The following is a 15,547-nucleotide window of genomic DNA, read 5'->3' on the forward strand; positions in this document are numbered from 1 at the left end:
TACTGCTAGTCAATCTCGCTGGAACTTGAATTCCACTAAGACAAGGAGAAAATAGAAATGATCACCGCACCCGCAGGGTTTCTCGCAGGGGCAACGAAGGCTGGGATTAAGCCCTCGGGAAAGCCTGATATGGCACTCGTGGTTAACCAGGGGCCGAATTTCGACGCAGCGGCGGTGTTCACCCGCAACCGCGTGGTGGCCGCACCCGTGAAGCTTTCCCGCGAGGCAGTAGCCGATGGCACACTTCAAGCAGTTATTTATAACTCTGGCAACGCTAATGCCTGCAACGGCGAGCAGGGAGACAAGGACGCCGCGGCGATGGTTGCCGCTGTTTCCGAACACACGGGTATTCCTGTAGCCAACGTTGCTGCGTGCTCGACGGGCCTCATCGGAGAGCCACTGCCCATGGAGCAGGCCCTAGCAGGCATCGGGGTGGTTGCCGGGAATTTGGGTGCAGATAAGGCTCACGGTCAAGCTGCGGCAGAGGCCATCATGACCACCGATACCGTAATTAAGGAAGCAGTCGTCGAGTCCGACGGCTGGAGCATGGGCGCGATGGGCAAGGGCGTGGGTATGATGGCTCCCTCGCTGGCCACCATGCTGGTTTGCGTGACCACGGATGCCGTGGCCTCCCCGCAAGCATTGCACTCGGCCCTGCAGGCCGCCAGTGATCAGACCTTCAACACGCTCGATGTGGACGGTTCGACGTCAACGAACGACACCGTCATCATCCTGTCCTCTGGTGCTTCTGGTGTAGAACCGAGCCAGGAGGAGTTGGATGCAGCGGTCCTGGCCGTGTGCTCCGATATCGCGGATCAGCTCCAGGCAGACGCTGAGGGCGTGACCAAGCGCGTAAAGATCACCGTGGAGGGAACGAGCACCAATGAGCAGGCGCTGAACGCTGCGCGGACGTTAGGGCGCGACAACCTCTTCAAGTGCGCGATGTTCGGCTCGGATCCCAACTGGGGCCGCGTGCTCGCCGCAGTGGGCGTGGCGGATGCCGATATGGACCCGGAGAATATTTCCGTGTTCTTCAATGACCAGGCCGTATGCGTTAAGTCCACTGGTGCGCCCGGCGCGCGCAATGTTGACCTTTCTGGCGCCGACATTGACGTGCGCGTGGACCTCGGAACCGGAGGAAGCGGTACTGCCTTCGTGCGTACCACCGACTTGTCCCATGACTACGTGGAGATCAACTCCGCGTATAGCTCTTAGTTCTCACGGGGAGGAAGAATGCTTCAGGGATTAAGCAATGCTGACCGCGCCACGGTGCTCGCGGAAGCTTTGCCGTGGCTGCAGCACTACCGCGACAAGATCGTCGTCGTCAAGTACGGCGGTAACGCGATGGTGGATGACTCGCTCAAGGCTGCCTTCGCCGCCGACATGGTTTTCCTGCGCACCGTGGGCGCTAAGCCCGTGGTGGTGCATGGTGGCGGCCCGCAGATCAATGAGATGCTAGGCAAGCTGGGCATTGAAGGGGAATTCAAAGGTGGCTTCCGGGTGACCACCCCGGAAATCATGGACGTGGTCCGCATGGTTCTCTTCGGCCAAGTGGGGCGTGGGTTGGTCAACCTCATCAACTCCCATGGTCCCTATGCCGTGGGAACTTCCGGTGAGGATGCTGGGTTGTTTAAAGCCCGCAAGCGGCTCGTTGACGTCGACGGTGAGCCCACCGATATTGGCATGGTGGGGGACATTGTTAGCGTCGAACCTTCTGCTGTCATGGACATCATCGAGGCCGGGCGCATCCCGGTGGTGTCCACCATCGCTCCCGGAAATGACGGCGAGGTCTACAACATTAACGCGGATATCGCTGCCGGCGCGCTGGCACGAGCCCTAGGTGCCGAACGCCTGGTTATCCTCACCAATGTGGAGGGTCTGTATACCGATTGGCCCAACCGCGAATCCCTGGTATCGAAAATTGAGGTTGACAAGCTCAGGGCACTGCTCCCCGGCTTGGGTTCGGGCATGATTCCGAAGATGGAGTCCTGCCTCATGGCCGTCGAGGGTGGTGTGAGCGCCGCCCATGTCATCGACGGGCGTATTGCTCACGCCGTGTTGCTGGAGCTGCTCACTACGGGCGGCATCGGCACGATGGTGCTGCCCACTGATTACAACCGTGAGGACTACCCAGAAGGCACGATCTTTAGGAAGGACGATAACAAGTGACTGCGCAGACCACACTGACGCAACGGTGGGGACAGGTGCTGAGCAACACCTATGGCACCCCACCCGTGGCCATCGTATCTGGCAAGGGAGCCACGGTTACTGATGAAGACGGTAAAGAATACATTGATATGCTCGCCGGCATTGCAGTGAATTCGCTGGGCTATGCCCGCCCGGCCATCGTTGAAGCGGTGAGCACTCAGGTGGCGACCGTGGGGCATGTCTCCAACCTCTTCGCCAGCAAACCTGTCGTCGAGGCTGCCGGAAAGCTCCTGGAAAAGGTGGGGGACAGCGACGCCCGTGTCTTCTTCTCCAACTCCGGCGCGGAAGCCAATGAGGCTGCCTTTAAGCTGGCTCGCCTGACGGGGCGTCGCCGCATTCTCGCCGCGCATCATGGTTTCCACGGCCGGACGATGGGCTCTCTCGCTATGACGGGGCAACCTGCAAAGCGCAAGGCTTTCGAACCTTTCCCAGGCGGAGTGGAGTTCTACACCTACGGCGATATTGATTATTTGACCACGTTGGTGGAGCAAAACCCGGAGGATACCTCCGCCATCATCTTGGAGCCCATCCAAGGGGAGACCGGTGTGATTCCAGCGCCCGATGGATTCTTGAGCGCCGTGCGCGAGCTGTGCACCAAGCATGGGATCCTCATGATTGTCGATGAAGTCCAAACGGGTGTGGGGCGCACCGGCGATTTCTTTGCCTTCCAACATGAGAACGTCCTTCCGGATGTCATCACCATGGCCAAGGGCTTGGGCGCGGGTATGCCGATTGGTGCCACGATTGCCCGTGGTCAGGCTAAGGATCTCTTTACTCCGGGTTCGCACGGCACGACCTTCGGCGGAAATCCCGTCTCCTGTGCGGCGGCAGCGACGGTGCTGGAGCTTGTCGACGCCCCCTTCCTCGCCGACGTTAGCCGCAAGGGCGAGTGGCTACGCACCGAGCTAGCTCAATCTCCGGCTGTGCAGTCTGTCCGGGGCCGAGGGCTTATGCTAGGAGTTGTATTAAATAAGTCGGTGGCTAAGGACGTTGTGGCTGCGGGCCTGCAACACGGTCTTATTCTCAACGCCCCAAGTAGCGAGGTCGTGCGCCTGACCCCGCCGCTAGTGATTACCGATGAAGAACTCGCGCAGGCTGTGGAGCGCCTGCATAAGGTACTGGAGGATTTTGGATGAGCGTGCGCCATTTCTTGGCCGATGATGACCTCACACCGCAGGAGCAAGCGGAGGTCCTTGATCTCGCGCTGAGGTTAAAGAAGGACCCTTTTGCCGAGCGTCCTTTGGAGGGACCGAAGTCAGTCGCGGTTCTTTTTGACAAGACCTCGACGCGCACGCGCTTCTCCTTCGAGGCAGGAATCGCTCACCTAGGCGGCCACGCCATCGTCACGGAGACTAAGTCCACGCAGATGGGGAAGGGCGAGACTTACCAAGACACCGCAGCCGTGCTCTCCCGTTTTGTCGAGGCTATTGTCTGGCGCACCTATGCACACCAGAATTTGTTGGAGATGGCTGAAACTGCGACGGTCCCTATCGTCAACGCTCTGTCCGACGACCTACACCCCTGCCAGATCCTGGCGGATTTGGTGACCTGCCGCGAGAATTTCGGTGACCTTGCTGGCCGCAAGGCCGTCTACCTGGGTGATGGCAACAACAACATGGCTAACTCTTATATGTTGGGCTTTGCCACCGCGGGCATGGAGATGACGATCATTGCGCCGGAAGGTTTCCAGCCGCAGCCGGAATTTGTAGAACGTGCCCGCACGCGTGGCACGGTGACCGTGACTGATTCCCTTGATGCTGTCGGCGGCGCCGACGTTGTTATCACCGATACCTGGGTTTCCATGGGGCAGGAAGATGACGGCAAGGACCGTCGCACCCCGTTCCTGCCTTACCAGGTCACCCCAGAGGTCATGTCCCGTGCCAAGGAAGAGGCAATCTTCCTGCACTGTTTACCGGCCTATCGCGGCAACGAAGTGACCGCTGAGGTGATTGACGGACCACAGTCCCGTGTTTTCGACGAGGCGGAAAACCGCCTCCATGCGCAGAAGGCGCTGCTCGTGTGGCTTCTTGCAGCTCAGGAGGAGAACTAAGCGCATGACGACAACACCAACTACGCGCAATGCCCGCCAAGCAAAGATCTTGGAGATTCTTGACCGCACGCGGGTCACGAGCCAAGTCCAGCTCTCCGAGCTCTTGCTCGATGAGGGAATCGACATCACACAAGCCACCTTGTCGCGCGACCTCGATGAGCTGGGCGCCAAGAAAGTGAAACGCGATGGTGGCCGGTCCTTCTACGTGGTGGGCGGCGAGTTAGAGCAATTCGAAGACCAGCTCAACGGTCCGCGCGAGAAGCTGCGTCGCATGCTCGATGAACTCGTGGTCTCCCACGACTTCTCCGGCAACATCGCGATGCTTCGTACTCCCGCGGGCGCTGCCCAGTACCTAGCATCCTTCATTGATCGCGTGGGCCTGCCAGATGTGGTGGGTTGTATTGCTGGCGATGACACCATCTTTGTCCTTGCCCGTGAAGGACTAGGAGGCCGTGAGCTTGCAGAAAAGCTCACCAGCCGTACTATTTAACATTTATACGTAAGTCTGTATAATATAAATCAGTTCAATTTTTAGCACCTGTCTGTCTTAAAGGAGCAAACTACTATGACTGCACGCGTTGTGCTTGCCTACTCTGGCGGTCTGGATACTTCCGTCGCCATTCCCTACCTGGCCAAAATGACCGGCGGCGAGGTTATCGCTGTGTCCCTCGACCTTGGTCAGGGCGGCGAGGATATGGAATCTGTGCGCCAGCGTGCTCTCGACTGCGGTGCTGTCGAGTCCATCGTTGTCGACGCAAAGGATGAGTTCGCAGAAGAGTACTGCTTGCCCACCATCAAGGCGAACGGCATGTACATGAAGCAGTACCCGCTGGTGTCTGCTATCTCGCGCCCGCTCATCGTCAAGCACCTCGTAGAGGCCGCTCAGGCCCACGGTGGTACGCATGTTTCGCACGGCTGCACCGGCAAGGGTAACGACCAGGTGCGTTTCGAGGTTTCCTTCCGAGCATTGGATCCGGCACTGGAAATCATTGCGCCGGCGCGTGACTACGCCTGGACCCGCGATAAGGCGATTGCCTTCGCTGAGGAAATCGACCTTCCGATCGAGCAGTCCGCTGCGTCCCCGTTCTCGATTGACCAGAACGTGTGGGGCCGTGCGGTCGAGACCGGCTTCCTGGAAGATCTGTGGAACCCGCCGACAAAGGATCTCTACGCTTATACCGAGCAGCCGGACCTGGGCAATGCGCCGGACGAGGTGACCATCACCTTTGACAAGGGTGTGCCCACCGCTATCGATGGCAAGCCGGTTACCGTCCTTCAGGCCATCGAGGAGCTCAACCGCCGCGCCGGTGCACAGGGTATTGGCCGTCTCGATATGGTGGAGGACCGCCTGGTGGGCATCAAGTCCCGCGAGGTCTACGAGGCACCTGGCGCCATGGTTCTCATCAAGGCCCACGAGGCATTGGAAGATGTCACTGTGGAACGCGAGCTGGCCCGCTACAAGCGCCTCACGGACGCCCGCTGGTCCGAAGAGGTCTACGATGGCCTCTGGTTCTCGCCGCTGAAGCGCTCTCTGGATGCCTTCACCGAGTCCACCCAAGAGAATGTCACCGGCGATATCCGCATGGTTCTGCATGCCGGCACCGCCACTGTCAACGGCCGCCGCTCTGGTCAGTCTCTGTACTCCTTCGACCTGGCTACCTATGACACGGGCGATACCTTCGATCAGACTGCGGCCAAGGGCTTTGTTCAGCTGCACGGCCTGTCAACACAGATCTCCAACCAGCGTGACCGCGACGGCGGTTTCCCCACCGGCAAGTAAGCAAGCTCCGCCAAGGTCAAGGTAAGGAAACGATGCACAAGACTAACGAGGGCGCGTTGTGGGGAGGCCGCTTTTCGGGCGGCCCATCCGAGGCGATGTTTGCCCTGTCCGTATCCACCCACTTCGACTGGGTCCTCGCCCCCTATGATGTGCTGGCCTCCAAGGCTCACGCTAAGGTCCTGCACAAGGCCGGATTGCTGTCCGACGCCGACTTGGACACCATGCTCAACGGCCTCAGCGAACTAGGGGAGAAGGTTGCTTCTGGTGAATTCACCCCGCTACCGACGGACGAGGACGTCCACGGCGCGATGGAGCGCGGGCTCATCGACATTGTAGGCCCCGAGGTTGGTGGACGCCTGCGCGCCGGACGTTCCCGCAACGACCAGGTAGCCACCCTGTTCCGGATGTGGATCCGCGATGCTATCCGCGATATCGCGCTCCAAGTCACCGACTTGGTGGACGCTCTGGCTGGTCAGGCCGAAGCTCATCCGGATGCGATTATGCCGGGCAAGACCCACTCCCAAGCGGCGCAGCCAGTTCTGCTAGCGCACGAGTTGCTCGCACACGCCCAGCCGTTGCTGCGTGATATCGAGCGCCTCCAGGATCTGGACAAGCGTTTGGCCGTGTCTCCTTATGGCTCGGGTGCACTCGCTGGTTCCTCGCTGCACTTGGACCCGGAGGCTATTGCCGAGGAGCTCGGTTTCGACTCCGCCGCAGAGAACTCGCTGGACGGTACGGCAGCGCGGGATTTCGCCTCTGAAACGGCCTTCGTCCTTACCCAGATTGCCGTGGATATGTCGCGCCTATCCGAAGAGATCATCTACTGGTGCACCCCGGAATATGGCTACGTCACCTTGGATGATGCTTGGTCCACTGGCTCGTCGATCATGCCGCAGAAGAAGAACCCGGACGTACCGGAGTTGACCCGTGGCAAGACCGGCCGGCTCATTGGCAACCTCACCGGCTTGCTGGCAACGCTTAAGGCGCAGCCCTTGGCCTATAACCGTGACCTGCAGGAGGATAAGGAACCTATCGTCGACTCAGTGGCGCAGCTGAACCTTTTGCTGCCGGCGATGACCGGATTGGTCGAAACCCTGACCTTCCACGAAGATCGCATGCGCGAGCTCGCCCCGCGCGGTTTCACCTTGGCCACTGATCTGGCCGAGTGGATGGTGCGCCAAGGCGTTCCTTTCCGCGAGGCTCATGAGGCTTCTGGTGCGTGCGTGCAGATCGCAGAGTCCCGCGGCGTTGACCTAGTGGATCTCACGGATGAGGAATTGGCGGGCGTCGACAAGCGCCTGCTCCCCGAGGTCCGCGAGGTGCTGACCATTGATGGGGCAGTGGCATCGCGCTCTACTAAGGGCGGCACCGCCGGTGTCCGCGTGGTGGAGCAGCGCGAAAAGGTTCGCGAGCGTGCTCGTGGCGCACGCGACTGGGCGCAGACTCCGCTGCGCTAAACGCGCCAGCTTCTCTAACCGCATGGTCCTCCTGGCCATGCGGTTCTTTTCTTATGTGGGGGTGACGCAGAGCGCTCTTTTCTACTGCGTATAGTTGTCGTGCATCACAGCACGGGGGTAGGAGTGAGTTGCGTCTCATAGGGTTCCTATAACGTTTCCTTAGGGAATGCGAAGCTCCATCGCGTTCCGGATTCGGAAAGGACTATCCCCCTTATGACTGAAACACTTCGGCCGCCCAACGCGGAGTCTCATGAGAAAGAGAAGGCGGTCTATGCTTCGGAAGACCACGGCCTCCAGAAGGGGATGAGCAACCGTCAGCTGCAGATGATTGCCATCGGCTCTGCCATCGGTACTGGGTTGCTGCTCGGCACCGGCGGGCGCCTCCAAACGGCGGGACCCTTCCTGGCCGTCTTGTACTTGGTGTGTGGATTCTTCGGCTACATCATTTTGCGCTCGCTCGGTGAACTCATCGTGTACCGCCCGAGCTCAGGTTCTTTCGTCTCCTACGCGCGTGAGTTTTATGGCGAAAAGACTGCCTTCGTGACCGGTTGGCTCTACTGGGGAAATTGGGCGGCGACGTTGGTGGCAGATGGCACCGCAGTGGCCATCTACATCAAGTGGTTTGGGCAATATACCACGTGGCTTGACGCCGTCCCGCAATGGTTGCTCGCTCTCGGTGTGGTGTGCAGCATCCTGCTGTTCAACATGCTCTCAGTGAAGATCTTTGGCGAGCTGGAGTATTGGTTCTCCATGATCAAGATCGTTGCGCTGATCATTTTTATGGTGGTGGCGATTGGTGTGGTTATTTTAGGCCATCCGAATGGTGACCCGACTGGGTTTAGCCTCATTGCTGATGCCGGCGGTTGGCTGCCGAATGGTCTGCTTCCTGCGGTTATCGTCATTCAAGGCGTGGTCTTCGCCTACGCCGGCATCGAGCTGGTGGGCACCACCTCCGGCGAGACCAAGGACGTCGAGAAGCATATTCCGCGTGCGGTCAACAGCGTGTTGTTCCGCATCGTGGTCTTCTACTTCGGCAGCGTCCTGCTGCTGACCTTGGTGCTGCCGTATACGACCTACGTGGCGGAGGTTTCGCCCTTTGTGACCTTCTTTGAGACCCTCGGGGCAGGCTATGCGGCGCCCATCTTCCAGCTGGTGGTTATCACTGCAGCTATTTCCTCTCTGAACGCCGGGCTATATTCCACGGGCCGCATCATGTACAACATGTCCACCGCTGGATCCGGCCCTAAATTCGGTGCCCGCATGTCTAAATCCGGCGTTCCCTATGGCGGCATCGTGATGGCTGCCTTCGTCGGCCTCGCCGGTGTGTTTCTCAACTATGTCGTGCCGGAGATGGCTTTTGAAATCGTGTTGAACCTCGCGGCGCTCGGAACATTGGCGTCGTGGGCGGCAGTAGCCATGTCACACATTAAATTTGTGCAGCTGGCCAAGAAGGGTCGCTATACCCGCCCGACATACCGCTCACCATTCGGACAAGCCGGTGACTGGTCGGTGTTGGCTTTCATCGCCGTGGTCATCTTTCTCATGGCCTTCGATTACCCAATCGGAACTTTTGCCTTGGCTTCGACGCTGCTGCTCATCCCGGTATTCGCAGCCATGTGGTTTGCCTGGCGTGAGCGCATTTATGCCATCGCGGCGGAAAGGAAGGCCAAGCACCTGCCCACCTCGCGCTTCCCGGCTGCGCCGCAGACGGACCTTCACCCTAAGAACTAAGACAAGAATCAAGAGCGGAGAAAGAGATGAATCACGCAGTCAAGTTTGTTGATGTAGAAAACATGGCACGCTGGATACAGCGCGAGGGAGTAGAAAACATCATCACCGGTATGGTGGATTACCTTGAAGCGGACTATCGCGAATGGGAGCGCTTCGACAAAATCGCCCGAGTTGCCTCCCACACCCCGTTTGGCGTCATCGAACTTATGCCCACTTCCAACGGTAAGGAGTATTCCTTTAAGTACGTCAACGGTCACCCCTCCAATCCCGCGCGCGGATTCCAAACGGTTACGGCCTTCGGCGTGCTTGCCGACGTCGACAATGGCTACCCCACCTTCGAAGCAGAGATGACTCTGCTCACAGCGCTGCGCACGGCCGCTACCTCGGCCATGGTTGCCAAACACCTGGCCCGGCAGGATTCGAAAAGGATGGCCATGGTCGGGGCTGGTTCCCAGTCGGAATTTCAAGCACTGGCCTTCCGCGGAGTCATGGGGATTGATGACATAGCCATCTACGACATTGACCCACAGGCGGTAGAAAAGTTTAGGCGCAATCTTGAGCCGCTGGGCTTTAGTATCACTGCCTGCACGAGTGTCGATGAGGTGGTGCAGGGCGCGGATATCATCACCACCTGCACGGCGGATAAAGCGCAGAACCAGATTCTGGCTGAGCGCCATGTTCTCCCGGGCGTGCATCTCAACGCTGTGGGCGGTGATTGTCCCGGCAAGACGGAGCTGGAAAGCTCGATTTTGGACAAGTCAAAAGTCTTTGTTGAGTTTCCCGAGCAAACCCGCATTGAGGGCGAGATTCAGCAGAAGCCGGAGGATTTCCCAGTCGTCGAGTTTTATCAGGTACTGACAGGCCAGGCCACGGGCCGCGATAGCGAGGAGCAGATTACGCTTTTTGATGACGTCGGATTCGCTATTAATGATTTCTCTGCTCTGCGTTATCTACGTGATTCTGTTCGGGGCACCGACCTAGAGTCCGAGATTGATATCATCGCTAACCCTGAGGACCCGAAGGACCTCTACTCTTTGGTAGCGAACGTTCCTTCTCTTCTTTAAAGAACTGGGTGAGGCAGGACAGCGGGCTCCCGCTTTACCCCCTCACCCCCTTCCTTTACCCAGCAATGAGAAGAAGATCACTTTATGATTTAGATCATGAGCAGCACATCGTCGACGAAGCGTACTAAATCCTTCGTATTCGCCGCAGTGTTCATCGCCCTCGCCGTGGCCTCCCTCGTGGTGGGGCGTGGCGGAGATTCCCTGCCGAAGTTCAACTTTTTCAAGGACACGACCCTTGTCACGGGCGCAATTAGTCCAGAACTGGAAGCTACCTTTAAAGACCCGGCCATGCTCGAGGCTTTAGAGAAACACAACATCGAGCTCGACCTCGATGTTGTGCCGGCTCGTGACTTCGTTGAGCGCAGCAGCAGCGTGGACAAGGATTATGACTTCATTTTGACGGACCCCAATGGCGCTGCGTGGGTGTCTGACCTACGCAATACCAACCCGGAGTTGGCGGAACTGGATGAAGGTTCTCCGATGGTATTTGGCAATCAGTTGTTGGTGCTGGTGCATAGCGAGCTTGTAGAGGACATGAAGAACCACGACTTGGTCACGGAATCCGACAACCTAGCTTCGTTGAACGTAGAGACCTTGGTGGACATGTCCCAGGAAAACACTCGCTGGCGTGACATTAGCCCAACCTTCGGCTCGCCGCGTGTCGTGGATGTTGCAGTGCCCCAGGTAAGCCAGTCTTTTGCCGCATTGCGCTACGCCCGTGTCCTACGCACCGTTGGGGCGGATTACGCGGAGAAGAAGCTAGGACGCGATGACAAGGCGAAGATTGATGCGGAAGCTGATGACATCATGCGGGGTCTCGTAGCGGAACAAGGCTACAGTGAGACCACCGACCAGGGAATTCTCGATGCTTTTCTTCGGGTAGATAAGGGGGAGATGCCCATGGTCTTGGCAACTACCGATCAGTACGTGCGCCTGCTCCACGAGGGTGAGGACCTGTCCCGCTATACGTCCTTAGCCCTGAACCCACCGACGACGTTGACCAGCATCGTCATTCCTCGCACTGAGGAGGGAGCGCTGTTTGCTAAAGCAATGAATGAGGACGGCATCCCTGCGGTGATGGAGGGGCTCGGGCTCAGCACACAGGGCTCCGGCTTCAGCTCGAAATTTGATCCATCCAGTGATCACAGTATCCCCGTGGATGGCGGGGAATATAGCCAGCTGCGGTGGGCGGATTACGAGGAAATTCTGCAGGCAGTCGGATAAGGCTCCGCAGTAACAAGCATCAGGAAGGTTGTGAGGGAATGTTTCGGTCACTAAGAGTACTGCTCATCCTAGTGGGCACCATGGCGCTGACGGCCTGTTCGATGGGTGATCTGTTGGATGACTCTCAGAAACCCGGCGCTGGAAACTCATTCAGCGAGGGTCTCAGAATCGTGGCGGCAACGGAGCTCGAACCTCTGGAGCCCGTGCTTGCCGAAGCCTCCCAAGACCTCGGCTTCGACATCACCATGACCACCGAGGACGGAACGCTGGCGAATTCTCACACACTTAAGCAAGGTGGTTTCGAAGGGGCCTATGACGCGACGTGGTTTGCCACCAATCGCTATGCGCGCATTATCGGTGCAGATGGCCAGCTGGGAAGAGAACACAGCGTGGCGCGTTCCCCAATAGCTCTCGGCGTGCAGTCCTCTGTGGCACAAAAGCAAGGCTGGACCGGCAAGCAGCCGACGTGGCAAGAAATAGCTGACTCCGGAATAACTTTTGGCATGACGGATCCTTCTACCTCAAATTCGGGTTTCTCCGCACTATCGGCAGCAACGACTGCTTTTGCGGACACAGGACGCGCCCTCACGGAAAAGGACATCAGGCAATCCACTGGCAAAGTGCAGGAGCTCTTTGGCAACCAAACCCTGACATCAGGTTCCTCTGGCTGGTTGGCCGACCGCTTCCGCGAACACCCGGAGCAAGCCGATGCAATCTTTAACTATGAATCTGTGCTTTACCAGCTCAAAGATGACGGAGCAGACATAGAGGTGGTCATCCCCTCCGATGGAGTGATTTCGGCAGACTATCCGTTGTCTTCCTTGGCGAGCTCTTCAGACAAAAACGCAGAAGCAAAAGTACAGGCGCTTGCTGAGTGGTTTGCGGAGCATCCAGACAAGCTCACAAGCTTCCATTTGCGGGTAGATAATTCTGACTTGCCCGGCACTGTTTTTGAGCTGCCCTACCCAGCAAACGAGCAAACCGTTGATGCGCTGGAGGCTGCCTTTGCCCATGAACTGCGCAATCCTGGTAACACGGCATTGGTCCTCGATACCTCCGGCTCCATGGAAGGCGAGCGTATGGATCTACTCAAGAGTAGTTTGCTCCCGCTTATCGACGGCTCAGCTGACGGCACCCCAGATGGCGAAGGCCAAGTTGCCTTCCGAAATCGCGAGCATATCAAGCTGATTCCGTATTCTTCAGTACCCCAGCAACCGACTCGTGCACGCGTGGATAAGGATAAGCCGGCAACCACCAAGGAGCTTGCAGACCGCGTGGAACGCCTCGTTGCGGATGGCGATACCGCGACCTTCGAGGCCGTCCTGAATGCTTTCGATGAAGTGGATACCAGTGGCGGCGATATTGGCACCGTGGTGCTCATGACCGACGGCGAAGTTACACGTGGGCGCACATTTGCACAGTTCAAGGAAGCCTATGAGCAGCTGCCCGAGGATAAAAAAGAGATTCCGGTCTTTGTCATCTTGTATGGTGAAGCCAATATCCAAGAGATGGAAGAACTTGCTCAGCTCACTGGTGGCAAGACCTTTGATGCGCTCAACGGCGATCTCGTTGCCGCATTCGAAGAAATTCGTGCCTACCAGTAACCTAACTCCACCTTTCCCAGGAGGATCTGCACTACATGAACGCCCTGAACTCGCGAAAAGTTGTTGTCGGCGTTGCGGTTACCGCGCTCGTCGTTGTCCTCCATGTTTTAAGTGGCGGCGGTTTGGGCTTCCTGTGGCCGGTCGTCGCAATCTGCACCGGTATGGCTGCTGGATTCGTGACGCCGCCACGGCAAGAGAAGGTTCTGGAGCCACCAAAGGCAGGGGAAGGCGAGCTTATCCACACCTTGGAGGAAGTCCGGTACACCTTTACAGCGCACAAGCTTCCTAGTCCTGTCCAACGTGCGTGGGATACTTTCGATGAGTCAGCGGTGTGGGTGTTGGACAATTGGCACCGACTCGATGAGGCTCCTCACCAGCAAGCCCTCGTGCGCGACATGATTGAAGCACACTCCAAAGAGCTGGTGAGGTCTTACCTCGATGTGACAGACTTGGAGGATCCGGTTGCTGTCGAGGAGATGAGTGAATCGCTCAGCATCCTGGGCCGCGAAATGGAGCAAATCAAGGAGGCGATTTCCCAGAACTCGGTCCGCAAGCTGCGCAATCATTCCATGGCGCTCAAGCTCGAATATGGTGGGACCCTTCCTTCTTTGGAATCTAGGGAAGTGTAGGCTTAGCGCTTATGAGTCTCGATTCGCAACTGCTTGACATCTTGGTGTGTCCGCAGGATAAAGGTCCGTTGAAGTATCTGGCCGAGGAACAGGTCTTGGTCAATGAACGCCTTGGCGTGGCCTATCCCATTGAGAACGACATCCCCGTCATGCTGGTGGACCACGCTACGCCGTGGCCGCGGCAGAACTAGATCTCAAAAGAACGAATCGATTTTCAAAGGAGCCTTCATGAATATCATTGATGAGCTGCAGTGGCGCGGCCTCATTAACCAGTCCACCGACCTCGATGCACTCCGTGAGGCCTGCGAAGAACCCATCACGTTGTACTGCGGTTTTGACCCGACAGGCGATTCGCTGCATGCCGGACACCTCGTACCGATGATTATGCTTCGCCGCTTCCAGAAGGCTGGTCACCATCCGATTGCCCTGGCAGGTGGCGCGACGGGCCAGATCGGTGACCCGCGCGATGTAGGGGAGCGCACCATGCTCTCGCAGGAGACCATCAACGACAATATGGTCGCCATTAAGAAGCAACTGCGTCAGTTCATTGATTTTGAGGGTGAGAACGCCGCCACCATGGTCAACAATGCTGACTGGACTTCGAAAATGACCGTGATCGATTTCTTGCGTGATGTGGGTAAGAACTTTTCTCTCAACACCATGCTGGACCGTGACACCGTCAAGCGCCGTTTGGAGTCTGATGGCATCTCGTACACCGAGTTTTCCTACATGCTCCTGCAGTCCAATGACTATGTCCATCTGCACGACGAGTTTGATTGTGTTCTGCAAATCGGTGGTGGTGATCAGTGGGGCAATATCGTTTCGGGCGTCGATCTCAACCGACGCGTCAAGGGAGCCAAGGTGCACGGCCTGACGGTTCCGCTCGTGACGGATGCCCAGGGACAGAAGTTTGGTAAGTCCACTGGTGGCGGAAAGCTCTGGCTCGATCCGGAGAAGACATCGCCTTACTCCTGGTACCAGTACTTCCTCAACGCGGGTGACTCCGTGGTCATCGACTACTTGCGGTGGTTTACCTTCCTCAGCCAGGAAGAAATCGTTGAGTACGAGCAGAAGGTTGCCGAGGAGCCCTTCCGTCGTGAGGCACAGCGCCGCCTGGCGCAGGAAATGACCAATTTGGTCCACGGTGAGGAAGCCACGAAATCCGTTGAGCTTGCCGCACAGGCCTTGTTCGGTAAGGCGGAGCTTGCTGAATTGGACGAGCAGACACTGGTTGGTGCGCTGTCTGAGACCACTGTCGCTGACATTGCTGCTGATGAGCCACGCACGATTGTGGACCTGTTGGTTGCTTCTGGCCTTGCCGATTCCAAGGGCGCAGCTCGTCGAACCATCAAGGAGGGCGGTGCATATGTCAATAACCAGCGCATCGAGTCTGATGATTGGGAGCCAGCCGCCGAGGACTTGCTGCACGGTGCGTGGCTTGTGCTTCGTCGTGGCAAGAAGAACTTTGCTGGTGCCAAGCTCAACTAGTTAGGCCCGCCATCGGAGATCCTGCAGTGGTTAATCCCGTCGCATAGTGCGGCGGGATTCGTCGTTTTCCGGTGAGATAGCGCTGTAAGGCCGCAAAAGGACCAAATATAGACGTTGACCAGCGGATTTGGTGTTATATGGAGCTCTGCGTATATTTATCGAGGTCGCCGCGAGAAGCTGGTGACACGGAGATTAACTCCCAGTTGACAAGATTCAAACTTGTTGGCTAGAGTGTGAACTCCAGCCGCTCAGGGCAGTGAATAAAAAGATTCAGTGCAAAGAGTGTGCGGATGATGTTTGAGAACTCAATAG

Annotated in this window: 14 protein-coding genes; all 14 read left to right on the plus strand. The window is 57.7% G+C overall.

All coding sequences use genetic code 11. The features are described from left to right. The first annotated feature begins 57 nt into the window (after positions 1-57). Positions 58-1,215: a bifunctional glutamate N-acetyltransferase/amino-acid acetyltransferase ArgJ gene (gene argJ / locus HMPREF2896_RS09235; RefSeq protein ID WP_070446915.1), complete on the plus strand. Its 1,158-nt coding sequence runs from the start codon at positions 58-60 to the stop codon at positions 1,213-1,215. 18 nt (positions 1,216-1,233) lie between these two features. Then, positions 1,234-2,169 carry an acetylglutamate kinase gene (gene argB, locus HMPREF2896_RS09240; protein WP_070719263.1) on the plus strand — a complete coding sequence of 312 codons (936 nt, stop codon included), beginning with the start codon at positions 1,234-1,236 and terminating at the stop codon, positions 2,167-2,169. Continuing rightward, positions 2,166-3,344 carry an acetylornithine transaminase gene (locus HMPREF2896_RS09245; protein ID WP_070719265.1) on the plus strand — a complete coding sequence of 393 codons (1,179 nt, stop codon included), beginning with the start codon at positions 2,166-2,168 and terminating at the stop codon, positions 3,342-3,344. The genes argB and HMPREF2896_RS09245 overlap by 4 nt, the downstream gene beginning before the upstream one ends. After that, positions 3,341-4,258 (plus strand): ornithine carbamoyltransferase, encoded by a 918-nt coding sequence (gene argF / locus HMPREF2896_RS09250; protein ID WP_070719266.1) that lies wholly within the window; start codon positions 3,341-3,343, stop codon positions 4,256-4,258. The genes HMPREF2896_RS09245 and argF overlap by 4 nt, the downstream gene beginning before the upstream one ends. Positions 4,259-4,262: 4 nt before the next feature. Next, a complete protein-coding gene (locus HMPREF2896_RS09255) occupies positions 4,263-4,748 on the plus strand; it encodes an arginine repressor (protein WP_070446922.1) in 486 nt (161 codons plus the stop codon). A gap of 75 nt (positions 4,749-4,823) precedes the next feature. Then, complete coding sequence (locus HMPREF2896_RS09260) at positions 4,824-6,038, plus strand: argininosuccinate synthase (RefSeq protein WP_070446924.1); 1,215 nt, start codon at positions 4,824-4,826, stop codon at positions 6,036-6,038. Positions 6,039-6,070: 32 nt separating this feature from the next. Beyond that, on the plus strand, positions 6,071-7,495 hold the full coding sequence (argH, locus tag HMPREF2896_RS09265; RefSeq protein ID WP_070719268.1) for an argininosuccinate lyase: 1,425 nt from the start codon (positions 6,071-6,073) through the stop codon (positions 7,493-7,495). A gap of 213 nt (positions 7,496-7,708) precedes the next feature. Further along, a complete protein-coding gene (locus HMPREF2896_RS09270; RefSeq protein WP_070719269.1) occupies positions 7,709-9,226 on the plus strand; it encodes an amino acid permease in 1,518 nt (505 codons plus the stop codon). 26 nt (positions 9,227-9,252) lie between these two features. Then, the gene (locus HMPREF2896_RS09275; protein WP_070446930.1) at positions 9,253-10,290 is read left to right on the plus strand and encodes an ornithine cyclodeaminase; all 1,038 of its coding nucleotides are present in this window, start codon (positions 9,253-9,255) and stop codon (positions 10,288-10,290) included. Positions 10,291-10,386: 96 nt separating this feature from the next. Beyond that, positions 10,387-11,514: a hypothetical protein gene (locus HMPREF2896_RS09280; RefSeq protein ID WP_070719271.1), complete on the plus strand. Its 1,128-nt coding sequence runs from the start codon at positions 10,387-10,389 to the stop codon at positions 11,512-11,514. 38 nt (positions 11,515-11,552) lie between these two features. Beyond that, on the plus strand, positions 11,553-13,118 hold the full coding sequence (locus HMPREF2896_RS09285; protein WP_070719273.1) for a vWA domain-containing protein: 1,566 nt from the start codon (positions 11,553-11,555) through the stop codon (positions 13,116-13,118). Positions 13,119-13,153: 35 nt separating this feature from the next. After that, the gene (locus tag HMPREF2896_RS09290; protein WP_070719276.1) at positions 13,154-13,747 is read left to right on the plus strand and encodes a hypothetical protein; all 594 of its coding nucleotides are present in this window, start codon (positions 13,154-13,156) and stop codon (positions 13,745-13,747) included. Between the two features lie 11 nt (positions 13,748-13,758). Beyond that, positions 13,759-13,938, plus strand: coding sequence for a Trm112 family protein (locus HMPREF2896_RS09295; RefSeq protein WP_010190039.1), 180 nt, complete (start codon positions 13,759-13,761; stop codon positions 13,936-13,938). A gap of 37 nt (positions 13,939-13,975) precedes the next feature. Further along, entirely contained in the window at positions 13,976-15,235 is a 1,260-nt protein-coding gene (gene tyrS, locus HMPREF2896_RS09300) for a tyrosine--tRNA ligase (protein WP_070446939.1), read from the plus strand. Positions 15,236-15,547 lie beyond the last annotated feature (312 nt).

It is taken from the genome of Corynebacterium sp. HMSC069E04 (genome assembly GCF_001813175.1).
GTDB classification, from domain to species: domain Bacteria; phylum Actinomycetota; class Actinomycetes; order Mycobacteriales; family Mycobacteriaceae; genus Corynebacterium; species Corynebacterium aurimucosum.

Bases quoted from the DNA above. Each gene is read 5' to 3' on its own strand.
- argJ (WP_070446915.1), top strand. From the start codon at position 58: ATGATCACCGCACCCGCAGGGTTTCTCGCAGGGGCAACGAAGGCTGGG.
- argB (WP_070719263.1), top strand. From the start codon at position 1,234: ATGCTTCAGGGATTAAGCAATGCTGACCGCGCCACGGTGCTCGCGGAA.
- argF (WP_070719266.1), top strand. From the start codon at position 3,341: ATGAGCGTGCGCCATTTCTTGGCCGATGATGACCTCACACCGCAGGAG.
- HMPREF2896_RS09255 (WP_070446922.1), top strand. From the start codon at position 4,263: ATGACGACAACACCAACTACGCGCAATGCCCGCCAAGCAAAGATCTTG.
- HMPREF2896_RS09260 (WP_070446924.1), top strand. From the start codon at position 4,824: ATGACTGCACGCGTTGTGCTTGCCTACTCTGGCGGTCTGGATACTTCC.
- argH (WP_070719268.1), top strand. From the start codon at position 6,071: ATGCACAAGACTAACGAGGGCGCGTTGTGGGGAGGCCGCTTTTCGGGC.
- HMPREF2896_RS09270 (WP_070719269.1), top strand. From the start codon at position 7,709: ATGACTGAAACACTTCGGCCGCCCAACGCGGAGTCTCATGAGAAAGAG.
- HMPREF2896_RS09275 (WP_070446930.1), top strand. From the start codon at position 9,253: ATGAATCACGCAGTCAAGTTTGTTGATGTAGAAAACATGGCACGCTGG.
- HMPREF2896_RS09280 (WP_070719271.1), top strand. From the start codon at position 10,387: ATGAGCAGCACATCGTCGACGAAGCGTACTAAATCCTTCGTATTCGCC.
- HMPREF2896_RS09285 (WP_070719273.1), top strand. From the start codon at position 11,553: ATGTTTCGGTCACTAAGAGTACTGCTCATCCTAGTGGGCACCATGGCG.
- HMPREF2896_RS09290 (WP_070719276.1), top strand. From the start codon at position 13,154: ATGAACGCCCTGAACTCGCGAAAAGTTGTTGTCGGCGTTGCGGTTACC.
- HMPREF2896_RS09295 (WP_010190039.1), top strand. From the start codon at position 13,759: ATGAGTCTCGATTCGCAACTGCTTGACATCTTGGTGTGTCCGCAGGAT.
- tyrS (WP_070446939.1), top strand. From the start codon at position 13,976: ATGAATATCATTGATGAGCTGCAGTGGCGCGGCCTCATTAACCAGTCC.